This window comes from Micromonospora sp. DT178 (assembly GCF_049841695.1).
In the GTDB taxonomy this organism is placed as follows: Bacteria; Actinomycetota; Actinomycetes; order Mycobacteriales; family Micromonosporaceae; genus Micromonospora.
In genome coordinates this window covers 24,473-38,955 of sequence record NZ_JBNCKV010000007.1, presented here as the reverse complement: position 1 = coordinate 38,955, position 14,483 = coordinate 24,473, and the positions used below count along the sequence as shown (strand labels likewise).

General features: G+C 73.3%; 15 protein-coding genes. 6 read left to right on the top strand and 9 right to left on the bottom strand.

The genetic code is table 11. The annotated features are described in order from the left end of the window. Positions 1 to 44: 44 nt before the first annotated feature. Genes ACLQ22_RS15110 through ACLQ22_RS15100 form a run of 3 tightly spaced genes read right to left on the bottom strand, consistent with a single transcriptional unit; the run spans position 45 to position 3,269 of the window. On the bottom strand, positions 45 to 866 hold the full coding sequence (locus ACLQ22_RS15110; RefSeq protein ID WP_425692811.1) for a sugar phosphate isomerase/epimerase family protein: 822 nt from the start codon (positions 864 to 866) through the stop codon (positions 45 to 47). A gap of 38 nt (positions 867 to 904) precedes the next feature. Beyond that, the gene (locus ACLQ22_RS15105; protein WP_425692810.1) at positions 905 to 2,062 is read right to left on the bottom strand and encodes a dihydrodipicolinate synthase family protein; all 1,158 of its coding nucleotides are present in this window, start codon (positions 2,060 to 2,062) and stop codon (positions 905 to 907) included. Between the two features lie 55 nt (positions 2,063 to 2,117). After that, the gene (locus tag ACLQ22_RS15100) at positions 2,118 to 3,269 is read right to left on the bottom strand and encodes a Gfo/Idh/MocA family protein (RefSeq protein WP_121398816.1); all 1,152 of its coding nucleotides are present in this window, start codon (positions 3,267 to 3,269) and stop codon (positions 2,118 to 2,120) included. A 296-nt stretch (positions 3,270 to 3,565) separates the two neighbouring features. Here ACLQ22_RS15100 and ACLQ22_RS15095 point away from each other — a divergent pair, with 296 nt between their 5' ends. Then, entirely contained in the window at positions 3,566 to 4,612 is a 1,047-nt protein-coding gene (locus ACLQ22_RS15095; protein WP_121398818.1) for a LacI family DNA-binding transcriptional regulator, read from the top strand. Here ACLQ22_RS15095 and ACLQ22_RS15090 read toward each other — a convergent pair. Next, the gene (locus tag ACLQ22_RS15090) at positions 4,605 to 5,858 is read right to left on the bottom strand and encodes a hypothetical protein (protein WP_425692809.1); all 1,254 of its coding nucleotides are present in this window, start codon (positions 5,856 to 5,858) and stop codon (positions 4,605 to 4,607) included. The genes ACLQ22_RS15095 and ACLQ22_RS15090 overlap by 8 nt on opposite strands. A gap of 229 nt (positions 5,859 to 6,087) precedes the next feature. Here ACLQ22_RS15090 and ACLQ22_RS15085 point away from each other — a divergent pair, with 229 nt between their 5' ends. Then, on the top strand, positions 6,088 to 7,641 hold the full coding sequence (locus ACLQ22_RS15085; RefSeq protein ID WP_425692808.1) for an NAD(P)/FAD-dependent oxidoreductase: 1,554 nt from the start codon (positions 6,088 to 6,090) through the stop codon (positions 7,639 to 7,641). A gap of 66 nt (positions 7,642 to 7,707) precedes the next feature. Here ACLQ22_RS15085 and ACLQ22_RS15080 read toward each other — a convergent pair whose 3' ends face one another. Then, the gene (locus ACLQ22_RS15080) at positions 7,708 to 8,526 is read right to left on the bottom strand and encodes a class I SAM-dependent methyltransferase (protein ID WP_425692807.1); all 819 of its coding nucleotides are present in this window, start codon (positions 8,524 to 8,526) and stop codon (positions 7,708 to 7,710) included. A 12-nt stretch (positions 8,527 to 8,538) separates the two neighbouring features. On the opposite strand from ACLQ22_RS15080, the gene ACLQ22_RS15075 reads away from it, so the two are divergent. After that, entirely contained in the window at positions 8,539 to 9,519 is a 981-nt protein-coding gene (locus ACLQ22_RS15075; RefSeq protein ID WP_425692806.1) for a helix-turn-helix domain-containing protein, read from the top strand. Between the two features lie 155 nt (positions 9,520 to 9,674). Then, positions 9,675 to 9,962, top strand: a complete 288-nt coding sequence (locus ACLQ22_RS15070) for a hypothetical protein (protein ID WP_225851988.1) — start codon at positions 9,675 to 9,677, stop codon at positions 9,960 to 9,962. Between the two features lie 147 nt (positions 9,963 to 10,109). On the opposite strand, the gene ACLQ22_RS15065 is transcribed toward ACLQ22_RS15070, so the two are convergent. Then, positions 10,110 to 10,550: a hypothetical protein gene (locus tag ACLQ22_RS15065; protein WP_425692805.1), complete on the bottom strand. Its 441-nt coding sequence runs from the start codon at positions 10,548 to 10,550 to the stop codon at positions 10,110 to 10,112. A gap of 102 nt (positions 10,551 to 10,652) precedes the next feature. Here ACLQ22_RS15065 and ACLQ22_RS15060 point away from each other — a divergent pair, with 102 nt between their 5' ends. Continuing rightward, complete coding sequence (locus tag ACLQ22_RS15060) at positions 10,653 to 11,150, top strand: DinB family protein (RefSeq protein ID WP_425692804.1); 498 nt, start codon at positions 10,653 to 10,655, stop codon at positions 11,148 to 11,150. Positions 11,151 to 11,209: 59 nt separating this feature from the next. Here ACLQ22_RS15060 and coaD read toward each other — a convergent pair whose 3' ends face one another. After that, positions 11,210 to 11,674: a pantetheine-phosphate adenylyltransferase gene (coaD, locus tag ACLQ22_RS15055; protein WP_425692803.1), complete on the bottom strand. Its 465-nt coding sequence runs from the start codon at positions 11,672 to 11,674 to the stop codon at positions 11,210 to 11,212. A 202-nt stretch (positions 11,675 to 11,876) separates the two neighbouring features. Here coaD and ACLQ22_RS15050 point away from each other — a divergent pair, with 202 nt between their 5' ends. Then, positions 11,877 to 12,362 (top strand): GNAT family N-acetyltransferase, encoded by a 486-nt coding sequence (locus ACLQ22_RS15050; protein WP_425692802.1) that lies wholly within the window; start codon positions 11,877 to 11,879, stop codon positions 12,360 to 12,362. Positions 12,363 to 12,438: 76 nt separating this feature from the next. On the opposite strand, the gene ACLQ22_RS15045 is transcribed toward ACLQ22_RS15050, so the two are convergent. Continuing rightward, a complete protein-coding gene (locus tag ACLQ22_RS15045; protein ID WP_425692801.1) occupies positions 12,439 to 13,284 on the bottom strand; it encodes a siderophore-interacting protein in 846 nt (281 codons plus the stop codon). Beyond that, entirely contained in the window at positions 13,281 to 14,318 is a 1,038-nt protein-coding gene (locus tag ACLQ22_RS15040) for an ABC transporter substrate-binding protein (RefSeq protein WP_425692800.1), read from the bottom strand. The genes ACLQ22_RS15045 and ACLQ22_RS15040 overlap by 4 nt, the downstream gene beginning before the upstream one ends. Between the last annotated feature and the right edge of the window lie 165 nt (positions 14,319 to 14,483).

Sequence of the window (14,483 nt, the reverse complement as noted above, 5' to 3'; positions counted from 1 at the left end):
TCGCCCGGATCCCGGCCGGCCGCCCGACCGGCCGGGACCCGCCGTCAGGCGACGTGGCGCAGGTAGCCCGCGACCGACGCGTCCAGGACCTCCCGGCCGGGCCGGGCCCACACCTCGGCCGAGAAGACCTCCACCTCGACCGGCCCGGTGTAGCCGGCCTCGTCCACGGCCTCCCGCAGCCGGCGCAGCTCGATGCAGCCGTCCCCGGGCAGGGCCCGGCCGAGCAGCACCCCCTCGGGTAGCGGGGTGACCCAGTCGCACACCTGGAACGCGGCGATCCGCGCCCCCGCCCGGGCGATCTGCGCGTACACCGTGTCGTCCCACCACACGTGGTAGGCGTCGACGACGACCCCGACCACGCCCGGGTCGAACCGCTCGGCGATGTCGAGCGCCTGGCCGAGGGTGGACACCACGCAGCGGTCGGCGCAGAACATCGGGTGCAGCGGCTCGATCGCCAGCGTCACCCCCGCCGCGGCGGCGTGCGGGGCCAGCTCGGCGATCGCGTCGGCCACCCGGTGGCGGGCGCCGTCGACGTCCCGGCTGCCCACCGGCAGACCCCCGGAGACCAGCACGAGGACCGAGGTGCCGAGGGCGGCGGCCTCCTCGATGGCCCGCAGGTTCTCCTCCCGCCAGCCGTCGGCGGTGAAGAAGCCGCCCCGGCACAGGGACGTCACCTCGAGGCCGGCGTCGCGGACCAGCTTCGCGGCGCGGGCCAGCCCGTGTTCGGCGACCGGCTCCCGCCACAACCCGATCCCCGGCACGCCGGCGGCGACGCAACCGGCGACCACCTCGGGCAGCGGCCAGTGCTGCGACGTGGCCTGGTTGAACGAGAACCGCCGCAGGGCTTCCGCGCCATCTCCGCCCACCGGGCGGCCCCCGACCGCAGGACTCGCCGGACCGGCGCTCACTGGGGCACCCCCGCGACGGTGAACAGCGCCCGGGCGCGGGCGGCGGCCAGGTCCGCGTCGGGCAGCAGCCCGGCGGCGTCGGCGAGGGTGAGCAGGGCCGCCAGGTGCGCCGGCGAGCGGCCGGTCTGCGCACCGCCGACCATCGTGAAGTGGTCCTGGTGCCCGGCCAGCCAGGCCAGGAAGACGATGCCCGTCTTGTAGTGCCAGGTGGGGGCCGCGAAGATGTGCCGGGCCAAGGGCACGGTCGGCGCGAAGATCGCGTCGTACGCCTCAAGCTCCCCCCGGTCCAGCGCGGCGAGCGCCGCGGCGGCGGCCGGCGCGATCGCGGCGAACACCCCGAGCAGCGCGTCGGAGTGGCCGCTCGCGTCGCCCCGGATCAGCTCCGGGTAGTGGAAGTCGTCGCCTGTGTAGAGGCGCACCCCGGCGGGCAGCCGGCGGCGCAGCGCGACCTCGCGGCCGGCGTCCAGCAGGGAGACCTTGATCCCGTCCACCCGGGCGTCGTGGGCCTTGATCAGGCCGATCACGGCGTCGGCGGCCTCGTCGAGGTCCGTCGACCCCCAGTAGCCCGCGAGCGCCGGGTCGAACATCGGGCCCAGCCAGTGCAGCACCACGGGCTCGTCGGCGGCGCTCAGCAGTTCGTCGTACACCCGCAGGTAGTCCTCCGGGCTGCGGGCGGCGGCGGCCAGGTGGCGGCTGCACATCAGCACCGGGCGGGCCCCGGCGGCCCGCACGTCGTCGAGCTGCTCGCGGTAGGCGCGGGTGACCTCGGCCAGGGTCGCCGGGCCGGGCGGAAGCTGGTCCGTGCCGACGCCGGCGACGATCCGCCCGCCGACCGCGCGGGCCTCGGCGGCGCTGCGCCGGATCAGCTCGCGGGTGGCCGGGTAGTCCAGGCCCATGCCGCGCTGCGCGGTGTCCATCGCCTCGGCCACCCCGAAGCCGTACGACCACAGGTGGTGCCGGAACGCCAGGGTGCGGTCCCAGTCCAGCACGGCCGGGGCGCCGGGGACGTTCTCGGCCGTCGGATCGGCCACCACGTGCGCGGCGGCGTACGCGATGCGGCTGGTCGGCGGCCCGGCGGGGCGCGGGAAGCCGGCGCCCCCGGTCAGCCGGTACCGCCGCCCACCGGGCAGCACCACCTCATTGGTCGCGCTCACAGTTCAGTCTCCGTTCGCGACTGCGGGGCTCGCAGACCCGGCTCACTCCTCGCGCTCACAGTTCCAGCTCCGGGATGTCCAGGCGGGCGCCCTCGCGCGCCGACCGCAGGCCCAGCTCGGCGAGCTGCACGCCGCGCGCGCCGGCCAGGAAGTCCCACGGGAACGGCTCGTTGGCGACGACGTGCCGCAGGAACGCCTCCCACTGCACCTTGAAGCCGTTGTCGAACTCCTCGTTGTCCGGCACCTCCGTCCACTGTGACCGGAAGGGCTCGGTGACCGGCAGGTCGGGGTTCCACACCGGCTTCGGGGTGACGGCCCGGTGCTGCACCCGGCAGCTGCGCAGCCCGGCCACGGCGCTGCCCTCGGTGCCGTCGACCTGGAACTCGACCAGTTCGTCGCGGTGCACCCGGACGCACCACGAGGAGTTGAGCTGCGCGACCACGCCGCCGTCGAGCTCGAAGATGCCGTACGCGGCGTCGTCGGCCGTCGCCGGGTACGTGCGGCCCGCCTCGTCGACCCGCTGCGGCACGTGCGTGGCGGTGAGGCAGGAGACCGTACGCACCCGGCCGAAGAGCTCCTCCAGCACGTACTGCCAGTGCGGGAACATGTCCACGACGATGCCGCCGCCGTCCTCGCTGCGGTAGTTCCAGGACGGGCGCTGCGCCGGCTGCCAGTCGCCCTCGAACACCCAGTAGCCGAACTCCCCGCGCACCGACAGGATCCGGCCGAAGAAGCCGCCGTCGATGAGCCGCTTGAGCTTGCGCAGCCCGGGCAGGAAGAGCTTGTCCTGCACCACCCCGGTACGCACGCCGGCGGCGCGCGCCGCCCGGGCCAGGTCGAGGGCGCCCTCGGTGTCCTCGGCCAGCGGCTTCTCGGTGTAGATGTGCTTGCCGGCGTCCAGGGCCCGGCGGATCGCCTTCTCCCGCTGCTGGGTGACCTGGGCGTCGAAGTAGATCTCGACGTCGTCGCGGGCCAGCGCGGCGCTGAGGTCGGTGGTCCAGTCGGTCAGCCCGTGCCGCTCGGCGATCTCGCGGAGCTTGGTCTCGCTGCGCCCGACCAGGACGGGCTCGGGCCAGATCGACGTGCCGTCGGCCAGGGGCACGCCGCCCTGCTCGCGGATGGCGAGCAGGGAGCGCACCAGGTGCTGCCGGTAGCCCATCCGGCCGGTGACGCCGTTGACGATGATGCCTATCGACCTGCGGGTCATGGTGTTCCTTCCCTCCGCGGGCGCCTCCGACCGGGACGGCGGCGGGCGGCGACCTGTTCCACGCCTGCGCCGCCGCCGGGAGGCCCCCGGCGGCGGATCTCAGGCAAGCGCTTTCCTGGGCAGCGTAGGGAACGCCTCCCTCCTCAGGCAAGGGGCTGTCCGCCCCGTCACGCGACCGTCGTCGCCCGCCGGGCCGCGCGGGCGGGCGCCGGAGCGGGGAAGCGCTCTCGCTGCGGTACCGTGACGGATGGCCGGCACCGGGGCGCGGCCGAGAAGAAACGACCGAGGGGGCGGCAGTGGCGACCCTGTCCGACGTGGCCCGGCGGGCGGGGGTCTCGCCCGCGACCGCCTCCCGGGTGATCAACGGCAGCAGCAAGCCCGTCACCGAGGAACTCCGCGAGCGCGTGCTCCGCGCCGTCGCCGAACTGCAGTACGTGCCGAACGCGCACGCCCAGCTGCTGGCCCGCTCGCACCGCGTGGCGGTGGGCGTCATCGTGCACGACGTCTCCGACCCCTACTTCGCCGAGATCACCCGGGGCCTGCAACGGGTCGCCACCGACCAGGGCCGGCTGCTGATGATCTGCAACAGCTACCGCGACCCGGACCGCGAGCTGGAGTACGTCGAGCTGCTGCGCGGCCAGCAGGTGGCCGCGATCATCCTGGCCGGCTCGGGCTACCACGACGCCACCTTCACCCGCCTGCTCAACGAGAAGCTCGCCGCGTACGAGGCGACCGGCGGACGGGTCGCGGTCATCGGCCGGCACGAGCACTCCGGCGACGCGGTGATGCCGGACAACCGCGCCGGCGGCCGGTTGATCGGCGCGGAACTTTACGAGCTGGGGCACCGCGCGATCGGCGTGGTGGCCGGGCCGGCGGTGCTCACCACCACCACCGACCGGCTCACCGGGCTCCGGGAGTCCCTCGCCGCGCACGGGCTGAGCCTGCCCGAGCACCGCGTGCGGCACGCCGAGTTCGACCGCGACGGCGGCGTCGCCGCCACCGCCGCCCTGCTCGACGCCGACCCCGAGCTGACCGCCGTCGTGGCGCTCAACGACTCGATGGCGATCGGCGCGCTGGCGCTGCTGCGTTCCCGGTCGGTGGCGGTGCCCCGGCAGATGTCGGTCATCGGCTTCGACGACATGCCGATCGCCCGGGACGTCACCCCGGCGCTGACCACCGTCCGGCTGCCCCTGGTCGAGATGGGGGCCCGCGCGATGTCGCTGGCGCTCGACCCGGGGGCCGCGGCACCCCGCGTCGAGGTGCTGCCCGCCGAGGTGGTGCGCCGGGACAGCACCGGGCCGGCCCCCGAGGTCACCCCGGTCCGCCCGCGGGAGGTCAGATGATGAAGTGGGTCCAGTAGGCGAGCCAGGTGACGAAGAGCGCGCCCTGGAGCAGGGCCAGGGCGGCGGTCAGCCAGGCGTCGGCGCCCGCGTGCCGGGCCCAACGGGCCAGCACGAGGGCGACCGGGAAGACGGCTAGCAGATAGCGCAGCAGGCTCTTGTACACCGGCGGGCCCATCGACAGCGGCACCAGGACCATGAGCAGCCCGTACACGAGATAGGGCAGCCCGAGCCGGCGGGCGCCCGCGAGCAGGACCGCCAGCACCAGCACGGCGACCCACACCCGCAGGGCGTCGCGGGGCGGGGTGTCGGTCAGGCCGTGCCACAGCACCGCCAGCGGGTTCTGCACCCGGATGCCCCAGCCCGTCTCCTGGGCGTGCTTGTAGGCGAACCAGTCGCCGCTCTGCCACCGGCAGAACGCCATGAAGGCCAGCCAGCCGGCGGGCACCAACGCCAGCGGCCAGCCGACGCGGACGTACGCCCACCACGCGCGCGGGCCCAGCCGGTAGCCGTGCTGCCGCAGCAGCACCAGGGCCAGCGGGAGCACGACGAGGAACCCGACCGAGCGGCTCATCGCCAGGAAGAAGCCGACGACGCCCACGAGCAGCCAGCGCCGCCGCTCCGCGTGATGGAAGGCGGCGAGCGCGAGGCAGAGGAACAGCGACTCGGTCAGCGCCGCCTGGAACAGGAACCCGGCCGGCAGCAGCACGAGGTAGCGGACGAACCGGCGGGCGGAGGCGTCGTCGCCGAGCAGCCGCTCCCCCAGCCGGTGCGCGTAGAAGAGCATCAGCAGGAACGCGACGTTGGCGACGAGCAGCAACGCCAGCGCGGTGTCCCCGCCCAGCAGCGGGGCCAGCGGACGGGCCAGGAACGGATAGAGCAGGGGAAAGCCGAAGTCGCGCCACGGCTCGTCGAGCGGGAGCCGCGCCAGCCGGTCGTAGAGGAAGGAGTCCCAGGCGAACCAGAGCGCGACCGCGCGGTGCCCGGAGACCGCCCGCTGCTGCTCGCGCATCATCGTCTCGTCCGGCGGCGGGGCCCAGGGCACGTCGTCGAACGCGCTCAGCGCGAGCACCCCGAGGGCGCTGAGCACGATCTTCGTACCGAGGAAGACGGCGAGGACGAACAGCCACGGCGTCGGTATCCGGCCGGCGGCCCGCGACGCCGCCCGCCGCAGGTCGTGCCCGCGCCCGGCCAGCCGGGCGGGCAGGGCGCGCCATTGCCGGTCCGAGACGGCCCGCCCACTGTCCATCACGCGTCTCCCGATCCGGCCGCCCGAACGGTGCCACATCCCCGTTCCCGGGCCGTTGACACGTCCGCGCGACCCCGGGTGCGGAACCGGGCGCCGGGCGCGTCGGTGGCCCTCCCGGGCGGTCCGTCCCGTCGGGGTGTCCCGGGAGCGGACGGGAATCCGGGGTGAGTTCGGGCCGGTGCCGGGTAAGCGGGCCGCCTCCGGGAGGCGGAAGCAGGGGGCGACGGGCATGGGCGAAGAGCGCGGCACGGTGGTCATCGGCGCGGGGCCGGCGGGCCTGACCACGGCGTACGAGTTGCTCCGGCGGGACAGCCCGGTCCGGGTGTTCGAGGCCGACGAGGTGGTGGGCGGCATCAGCCGCACCGTCGAGCGGGACGGGTGGCGCTTCGACATCGGCGGGCACCGGTTCTTCACGAAGGTGGCCCGGGTCGAGGAGTTCTGGCACGAGATCCTGCCCGACGAGGACTTCCTGCTGCGGCCCCGGATGAGCCGCATCTACTACCGGGGCGCCCTGTTCGACTACCCGCTGAGCGCGACGAACGCCCTGCGCAACCTCGGCGTGCGGGAGGCCGTGCTGTGCATGGGCTCGTACGCGCGGGCCCGGCTGCGCCCGCCGAAGGACCAGTCGCACTTCGAGGGCTGGGTCTCGGCGCGGTTCGGCTGGCGGCTCTACTCGATGTTCTTCAAGACGTACACCGAGAAGGTCTGGGGCATGCCGGCCGACCGGTTGCAGGCCGACTGGGCCGCGCAGCGGATCAAGAACCTGTCGTTGGCCAAGGCGGTCCGCAACGCGGTGCTGCCCAAACGCAACCGCAAGGACGTGACCAGCCTGATCGAGGAATTCCAGTACCCGAAGCTCGGCCCGGGCATGATGTGGGAACGCTGCGCCGAGGAGGTGCGCCGGCGTGGGGGCCGGGTGGACACCGGCACCTGGGTGACCGCCGTGCACCGGGACCCGGAGCGCCGCCGGGCCGTCGCCGTGACCGTCAACGGGGCCGGCGGGCAGCGTACCGAGCCGGCGGAGCACGTCGTCTCCTCGATGCCGATCTCCGAGCTGGTCGCCGCGCTGCGCCCGGCGGCCCCGCCGGAGGTGCTGGCCGCCGCGGCCGACCTGCGGTACCGGGACTTCCTGACCGTCGCGCTGGTGGTGCCGGAGGAGTTCTCGTTCCCGGACAACTGGATCTACGTGCACGACCCGGCGGTGAAGGTGGGCCGGATCCAGAACTTCGGCTCCTGGTCGCCCCACCTGGTCAAGGACGGTCGCACCTGCCTCGGCCTGGAGTACTTCGTGTTCGAGGACGACGAGACCTGGCGTACGCCGGACGCCGAGCTGATCGCCGCCGCGACCGCCGAACTGGAGCGGCTCGGCCTGGTCCGACCGGGGGTGGTGGAGGCCGGGTACGTGGTGCGGATGCCGAAGGCGTACCCGGTCTACGACGAGCGCTACCAGCACAACGTCGACGTGATCCGGGACTGGCTGGCGCGCGAGGTGCCCAACGTGCACCCGGTGGGCCGCAACGGCATGCACCGCTACAACAACCAGGACCATTCGATGCTGACGGCGATGCTCACCGCCGAGAACATCGCCTGCGGCACCCGGCACGACGTGTGGTCGGTCAACGTGGAGCAGGACTACCACGAGGAGTCGAGCCACGACGGGGACGGTCACCGGGGCACCGGCCGGGACGCGCCCGTCGTACCGGCCCGGCCCGCCGTCCCGGTCGGCACGACGCTCGACGGCGCCACCCGGCCCGAACGGCCGGCCCAGGTACGCCTCGGCTGAGCAGACGGCGCGTGCCGATGGCCCGAGCCCGGGGTCTTCGAAGCCCGACGGCGGACCGGCCCGGGCTCAGTGCGCTTCGAGGACGAAGAAGATGAAGCAGATGAACGACGTGCGGTCCACGAGATGCGGAGGCAGAATCTCGCGCGGAGTCCCGGGGGACATGGGGGGCTCGCTGACGACCGAGACGCGGAAGCCCGCGTCGGTGAACGCATCCGTCATCGCGTGCAACGGCCGGTGCCAGTAGGTCAGCTCCGTGCTGTGCCCGTCGAACGTGTAGTCCTCCGACCACCGTGCGAGGGCGAAGTAGTCGGCGTCCGGGTGCACTGCCGTGTAGACCATCGGGTGGTTCACGGACAGGATGAGGCGCCCCCCTGGTCTCAGGACTCGTCGCAGCTCGGCCAGGGGCGCAGTCCAGTCCTTCAGGTAGTGCAGGACCAGGGACACGACGACGTCGTCGAACGCGCCGTCGGCGAAGGGAAGCGGCTCGCTGAGGTCGGCGACCAGCAGCGTGGCGTCCTCGCCCAGTCGCCGTTCGGCCAGCTCGACCATCGCGGGGCTGGAGTCGAAGCCGGTCACGATGGCCCCTCGCTCGCGGAGCGCCGCGGAGAGGGGACCTGAACCGCAGCCGGCATCGAGGATCCGTCGGCCGTTCACGTCCCCGGCGAGTCCGATCATCGCGGGCCGCTCGTAGTGGCCGTTGATGAGGTTGGCTTCGTTGTCCGCGGAGTAGCGCTCGGCGAAACTGTCGTAGTGGTCGGCCTTCACCAGGTCGTCTCCCAATAAGGTGCTCCGGGGTCGAACGCACGATCCTGCCATGGCGGCGGAGACGCCACGTGCCCCTGCCGCGCGCGGGATCAACTGGGTGGGCTCGCTCGTGTCGGTCACTATGGTTGGTCGATGGACGTTGTCAGCACTGCCGACGTCTCGCCGGGCGACCGGTTCGCCTTCTGGCGCGAGGTCAGCGCGAAGCTCTGGGTACCGTACGACCTGGCCCGGGAACGGCAGGCGGAAGCCGGATTCGAGGCGCGGGTCGGTATCAGCGAGTTCGGCCCGGTGCAGGCGACCCTGATGACGACGATGGCGCACTCGGTGCGCCGTACGCCCCGGCTGATCCGGCAGGCCGATCCGGAAGTGTTCAAGGTGAGCTGCATGGTCAGTGGCAGCGGCACGCTGACGCAGGACGGCAGGCGCGCGGAGTTCGGTGCCGGGGATCTCGTGCTCTACGACACCTCGCGTCCGTACGTGGCCGAACTCCGGCCGGACGATTCGACGAGCCGGATGCTGCTCCTGCGTTTCCCCCGGGCCCTGCTGCCGTTTCCTCCCCGGGAACTGCGCGAACTGAGCGCCGTCCGCATTCCCGGTGCCCGCGGCGTCGGCGCGTTGTCGTCGCGTTTCCTGCTGCAGCTCGCCGACCAGATGGACGAACTGACCCCGGCCGAGACCGCGCGTCTGGCCACCCTGACGCTCGACGTGCTGATCACGGCGTTGGCCGACGCGCTGGACACCCGCAACGTCGTCCCCGCGGACACGCGCCGGCGGGCGCTGACCGCCCGCATCCACGCCTTCATCCGCGACCATCTCGGCGACCCGGGCCTGACCCCGAACGTGATCGCCGCGGCGCACCACATCTCCGTGCGCCACCTCCACAAGCTGTTCCAGCGGGAGGGGCACACCGTCGCCGGCTGGATCCGCGAGCAGCGCCTCGACCGGTGCCGACGCGACCTCGCCGAACCCCGGCTCGCCGCCCGCACGATCAACGCGATCGCCGCCCGGTGGGGATTCACCAGCGCCCCGCATTTCAGCCAGGCGTTCCGCGCCCGTTACGGCCAATCCCCCTCCGAGTTCCGCCAGCAGTTCCCGACCAGGCACGGAGACTGAACATCAGTGCACCCAGCCACAACGACAGGTGCGGATGCGGCGGGCGGTCTGCGGCACGAGGGGTGGGACGAGATCGCGGTCGTTTCGAAGCCGTTCGCGTTACCCGGCGGTTGTGGTAGCGCGAACGGGCACGGTCCGGGATAGCCTTGCCGCATATGGCTACCTATCGCAGCGCCTCAGTGCTCCTCTCCTCCGACGGCACCCGGACCCCCGGCACCGCCGCCCTCTTCGCCGAGCCCGCCCGCAAGGGTGGGACCCCGCCGTGGGCGGGCGACTTCCGACCCGCCAACAGCGCCGGCAACGGCCCCAAGAACGCGGTCGGGAAGACCTTCACGTTGGAGTTGCCCGACGGCAGCACCGGCAAGGTCGTGGTCCAGGGCCTCAAGAGCGGGAAGGGAGGCGTCGTGCTGGCGTTGATGGGCGAGGACGCACCCCCCTTCTGATCGGGAACTGATCGCCCGCCGACGTCACCGGCGCTGGAGACGGCCGGTGCGCGCGGTGCGCCGCAGCGCCGGTGGCGGCTCGGGTCCCGGGCTGCCGCACGCTCACGGATCGGCCCTGGTCGGCGGCCCGCCGACCAGGGCCACCGGTCAGCGGCGGCCGGCGGCCAGGGCGACGAGGTACTGTCCGCCGCCCGCGTCGACGCTCGCGGTCACCGGCAGTCCGGGCACCAGCCGGGAGAACCGGTCGACCAGCCAGTCCGCCGCCGCCTGGGCGTCCTTCTCGCTCGGGCAGCGGGCGACCAGCTCGCGGCCACCCTTGCGTTCGAGTCGCTCGGCGACGGTGATCAGTGGCGCGGGCTCCACCACGTGCAGGTGCTCCGGCCAGGCGATGACCACCTTGACCGCGCCCTTGCGACTGTTGCAGGCACGGTGCGCGAGTCGCTCGGCGACCTTGGCCTTCTTGTCGGCGGTGCGGCTGTCGACGCTGGGACCACGCGGGTCGTTCACCGACATGCCGGCGTCGACCGGCTCGTCGCACACCCAGCATCGCCAACCGTCACGCCTCGCGACGTCATCGAGGGAACTCATCCGAGCAAACTAGCCCGTGCCAGCCGAACCATCCGCACTCGGCCTGGGCCACCCACCGATGTCCGACGCTGCTCCCGGGCGACAATCTGGAATGCTTCTCCCATGCCCTCCTACCCGCCCACCTTCGCCGACCAGGTCGTCACCCAGCCAGCCCGCGCCCAGTTCGAGGCGTTCCTCGACGAGCACCGTCGCGCCCTCAACGGCTGCCTGGACGGGCTGACGGAGGAACAGGCACGCCGGTCGTTGGTGGCCTCCCGGACCACGCTGCTAGGCCTCGTGAAGCACGTGACCTTCGTCGAGAAGGTCTGGTTCGACGAAGCCGTCACGTGCCGGTCGCGCGCTGAGATCGGCATCCCCGCGACGCCGGACGAGTCGTTCGTCCTCGATGACGACGACACGATCGCCACCGTCCAGCGCGCACACCGCGAAGCCTGCGAAGCATCACGCCGTGCGACGTCGTCCCTGGGTCTGGACGACATCCTGCACGGCAACCGGCGGGGCCCGCTTCCGCTGCGGTGGGTGTACCTCCACATGCTGCGCGAGCTCGCCCAGCACTGTGGGCACGCGGACATTCTCCGGGAGCAGCTCGTCGACGGGTAGCGCGCGGACGTCCGCTCATGCCCCGGCGGTCCGACGAGCGTGCGCCGATGTCCGGCAGCCTACGGCCGGGCGGACGAGGGCAGCTTCCCCAGCGTGCGCACCGCGGTCGAGGACACCGCGGCCAGTTCGGGCTGCGCGGGCAGGAACACCGTGGGGACGCCCAGCGACTGGTTCATCGCGGCGAGCCGGTACTCGGTCTGGAGGTCGCTGGTGTTACGCACGCCGCGGACGATCACTCCCACGTCGTGGCGACGGCAGTAGGCGGAGGTCAACCCGCTCCAGGCCGCAACGGTGACGGAGGTCCACCCGACCGGCAGGACGGCCCGGACAGCGGCCGCCCGCTCCTCCTCGTCGGCGCTCGGCTGCTTGATGCTGTTGACCGCGACGAGCACGACCACTTCGTCGAAGAGGCCGCGTGCCCGGTCCACCACGTCCAGATGGCCGGGAGTGAAGGGGTCGAAGCTGCCGGGGTAGACCGCTCGCACGCGTACCCGACCGGGGGTGCGTGCTGTCGAAGTGCTCATGGCCCGACTGTAGGTACCGGCTGCCGGATCCGCGGGCCCCCGGGTGTGGGCAGTGCGTCACAGCGCCGTGGACCCGTCCGGCACCCGCCTGGCCGAGGGTCGGCGGAACCCGCCACCCTCGACCCGAGCCCGCGACGGCGCGCCGGTGCCGTGGCCGGTAAACGCTTTGCCGCCGCGCCGGGCCGCCCATAGCATCCGCCGGATGCGGATCCGCGAGTTCCACGAGTCCGACTGGGCCCAGGTGTGGCCGCTCGTCCGGGAGGTGGTCCGGGCGCGGGAGACCTTCCCCTACGACCCGGAGCTGACCGCCGAGCAGGCGTACGACATGTGGGTGGAGGCCGCGCCCGGCCGGACGGTGGTCGCGGTCGACGGCGACGCGGTGCTGGGCACCGCGAAGATGGGCACCAACCGCCCCGGGCCGGGCTCGCACGTCGCCACCGCGAGCTTCATGGTGGCCCGCGCGGCGCGCGGGCGGGGCGTGGGCACCGCGCTGTGCCGGCACGCCGTCGACTGGGCCCGGGAGCGGGGGTACGCCGGAATGCAGTTCAACGCCGTGGTGGCGAGCAACGCCACCGCCGTGGAGCTGTACCGGCGGGAGGGGTTCGCCGTGGTGGGCACGGTGCCCGGCGCGTTCCGCCATCCCACCCTCGGCCGGGTGGGCCTGCACGTCATGTACCGGGAGTTCTGACCGGCACGACGGACGCCGCCGCGCGCCGGGACGCCCACCCCCGGCGGGCGGGCGTCCGGCGCGACGGCGGCGTCGGTCAGACGGCGGCCTTGGCGACGGCCTCGGCGCGCAGGTCCTCCTCGGAGGCGCCCCGGCGCCAGTAGCCGGAGAAGGTGACGTGGCGGCGGTCCAGGCCGCGCTCGCCGACGAGGTGCCGGCGCACCGAGCGCACCATCGAGGACTCGCCGGCGATCCAGGCGTACGGGCTGCCGGCCGGCAGCCGGGCGGCGCGCACCGCGTCCGCCAGCAGGGTGCTGCCGGGGGCGGTGCCGCCGCGCACGATCCAGCGCACCTCGGCCCGTGCCTCGGTGGGCAGCTCCTGGATGTCCCCCGCGTCGGGGACCTCGATCCAGGCCCGTACCGGGGTGCCGGGCGGCAGCCAGGCCAGGATCCCGGCGGCGGCCGGCAGCCCCGTCTCGTCGGCCACCAGCAGGACGGAGTCCGTGCCGACCGGGGGGCGGAAGCAGACGCTGCGGTTGTCGTGCACAGCCGGGCCGAGCAGCACCACCCGGTCGCCCGGCAGGGCGTGCCGGGCCCAGCGGGAGGCGGGGCCGGTGTCGCCGTGGCTGACGAAGTCGATGTCGACCTCGGCCACCTCGGGACGCTGCTCCCGGATGGTGTACGAGCGCATCACCGCGCGCACGTCCGGGTCCATGGCCCGGTAGGCGCCGAACCAGTCCTCCCCCGCCTCGACGGGGAGCACCGGCTCGGGCTGGCCCGGGTGCGGCAGGAACAGCGAGACGCTCTGGTCCCGGCCGCCACCGGCGAAGTCGGCCAGCTCCGGCCCGCCGAAGGTGACCCGGACCAGGGAGGCGCCGACGCGGCGGGCGCCGACGACCTGCGCGGCGAAGAGGCGGTACTGGACGGCGACGGCGGTGGTCACGGGGTGACCTTCTTCGCGCCCTTGATGGCGGTGGCCAGGTTCTCCAGCAGCGGCGCGGCGCCGGCGTACGAGAAGCGGGGCACCGCATCCCACGGGGTGATCTGGTTGGCCTTGACCGCGGGGAGCTGCTGCCAGGTGGGCTTGGCGGCCATGTCCTTGGGCTGCAGGGCCGAGGCGCGGTTGTCGAGCAGGATCAGGTCCGCCGGGAACTTGCCCGCGTTCTCCCAGCTCAGCGCCTCGAAGTAGTCGCCGGCCTCGAGCTTGGTGGGTACGACGATGTCGACGCCCAGCTCGGCGAAGTACATCAGGTCGGTGCTGACCTTGGGATTGGAGACGTAGAACAGGTCGGGGCTGCCGGAGCAGGCCATCACCTTGATCCCCGGGTTCGCCTTGACCGCCTGGCGGACCGACTCGGCGGCGGCCTCGAAGCGGGCCTTGGCGTCGGTGACCTTCTTCGCGGACAGGTCGGCGCCGAGGGACTCGGCGAGCTGCGCGTACCGCTCGATCGGCTTGGTCATCGGCACCCGGGCGGTGGTGATCGCGACGCTGGGGGCGAGCGGGAGGATCTTGCCCTTGCTCTCGTCCGGCACGTACCAGAGGGCGCCCGGGTCGTACATGTGGGTGACGAGCAGCTGGGGCTGCAGGGCGGCGTACTTCTCCAGGTTGAACTCGCCCCACACGTTGCCGAGGATCTGCACGGACTCCACGTTCAGGTCGCCGGCCTGCGGCTCGGCCGTGCCGTCGGCGCGCTTCGTCTCGCCGAACACCCCGACGATCTGCTTGTCGAGCCCGAAGTCCACCAGCGCGGCGGCGACCCCCGTGAAGGCGACCACCCGGGTCGGGCGCGCGTCGGCGCTCACCTTCTCGTTGCGGTCGTCCGTGAACGACCACGGCCCGCCGGAGTCCTTGGCGGCAGGGGTGGCGGAGTCCTCGTCCCCGCCGCAGCCGGCGAGCAGGGCTGCCAGGGTGGCGGCGCCACCGGCGGCGAGCAGGCCCCGGCGGGAGAGGCGGCGGGCGGACACGGGATGCGGCATGGTGGTGTCTTTCGATCGGGGTCGGGCGAATGACCATGGACAGCGGGGTTAGGTTAACCTAACCTAAACGGCTGTCAAGTCCCGTTCGGAATTCCGCACCACATCGGAGCCCACACTGTCCGCCACCCTCTCCCCCCGCGTCGGCGCGCCGCCGGCACCGCCGGC

What these genes read in the sequence shown, in the direction of transcription:
- coaD (WP_425692803.1), bottom strand. Translation starts at nt 11,674, where the DNA reads ATGAGCACTTCGACAGCACGCACCCCCGGTCGGGTACGCGTGCGAGCG.
- ACLQ22_RS15060 (WP_425692804.1), top strand. Translation starts at nt 10,653, where the DNA reads ATGCCCTCCTACCCGCCCACCTTCGCCGACCAGGTCGTCACCCAGCCA.
- ACLQ22_RS15075 (WP_425692806.1), top strand. Translation starts at nt 8,539, where the DNA reads ATGGACGTTGTCAGCACTGCCGACGTCTCGCCGGGCGACCGGTTCGCC.
- ACLQ22_RS15070 (WP_225851988.1), top strand. Translation starts at nt 9,675, where the DNA reads ATGGCTACCTATCGCAGCGCCTCAGTGCTCCTCTCCTCCGACGGCACC.
- ACLQ22_RS15050 (WP_425692802.1), top strand. Translation starts at nt 11,877, where the DNA reads ATGCGGATCCGCGAGTTCCACGAGTCCGACTGGGCCCAGGTGTGGCCG.
- ACLQ22_RS15100 (WP_121398816.1), bottom strand. Translation starts at nt 3,269, where the DNA reads ATGACCCGCAGGTCGATAGGCATCATCGTCAACGGCGTCACCGGCCGG.
- ACLQ22_RS15090 (WP_425692809.1), bottom strand. Translation starts at nt 5,858, where the DNA reads ATGGACAGTGGGCGGGCCGTCTCGGACCGGCAATGGCGCGCCCTGCCC.
- ACLQ22_RS15085 (WP_425692808.1), top strand. Translation starts at nt 6,088, where the DNA reads ATGGGCGAAGAGCGCGGCACGGTGGTCATCGGCGCGGGGCCGGCGGGC.
- ACLQ22_RS15065 (WP_425692805.1), bottom strand. Translation starts at nt 10,550, where the DNA reads ATGAGTTCCCTCGATGACGTCGCGAGGCGTGACGGTTGGCGATGCTGG.
- ACLQ22_RS15040 (WP_425692800.1), bottom strand. Translation starts at nt 14,318, where the DNA reads ATGCCGCATCCCGTGTCCGCCCGCCGCCTCTCCCGCCGGGGCCTGCTC.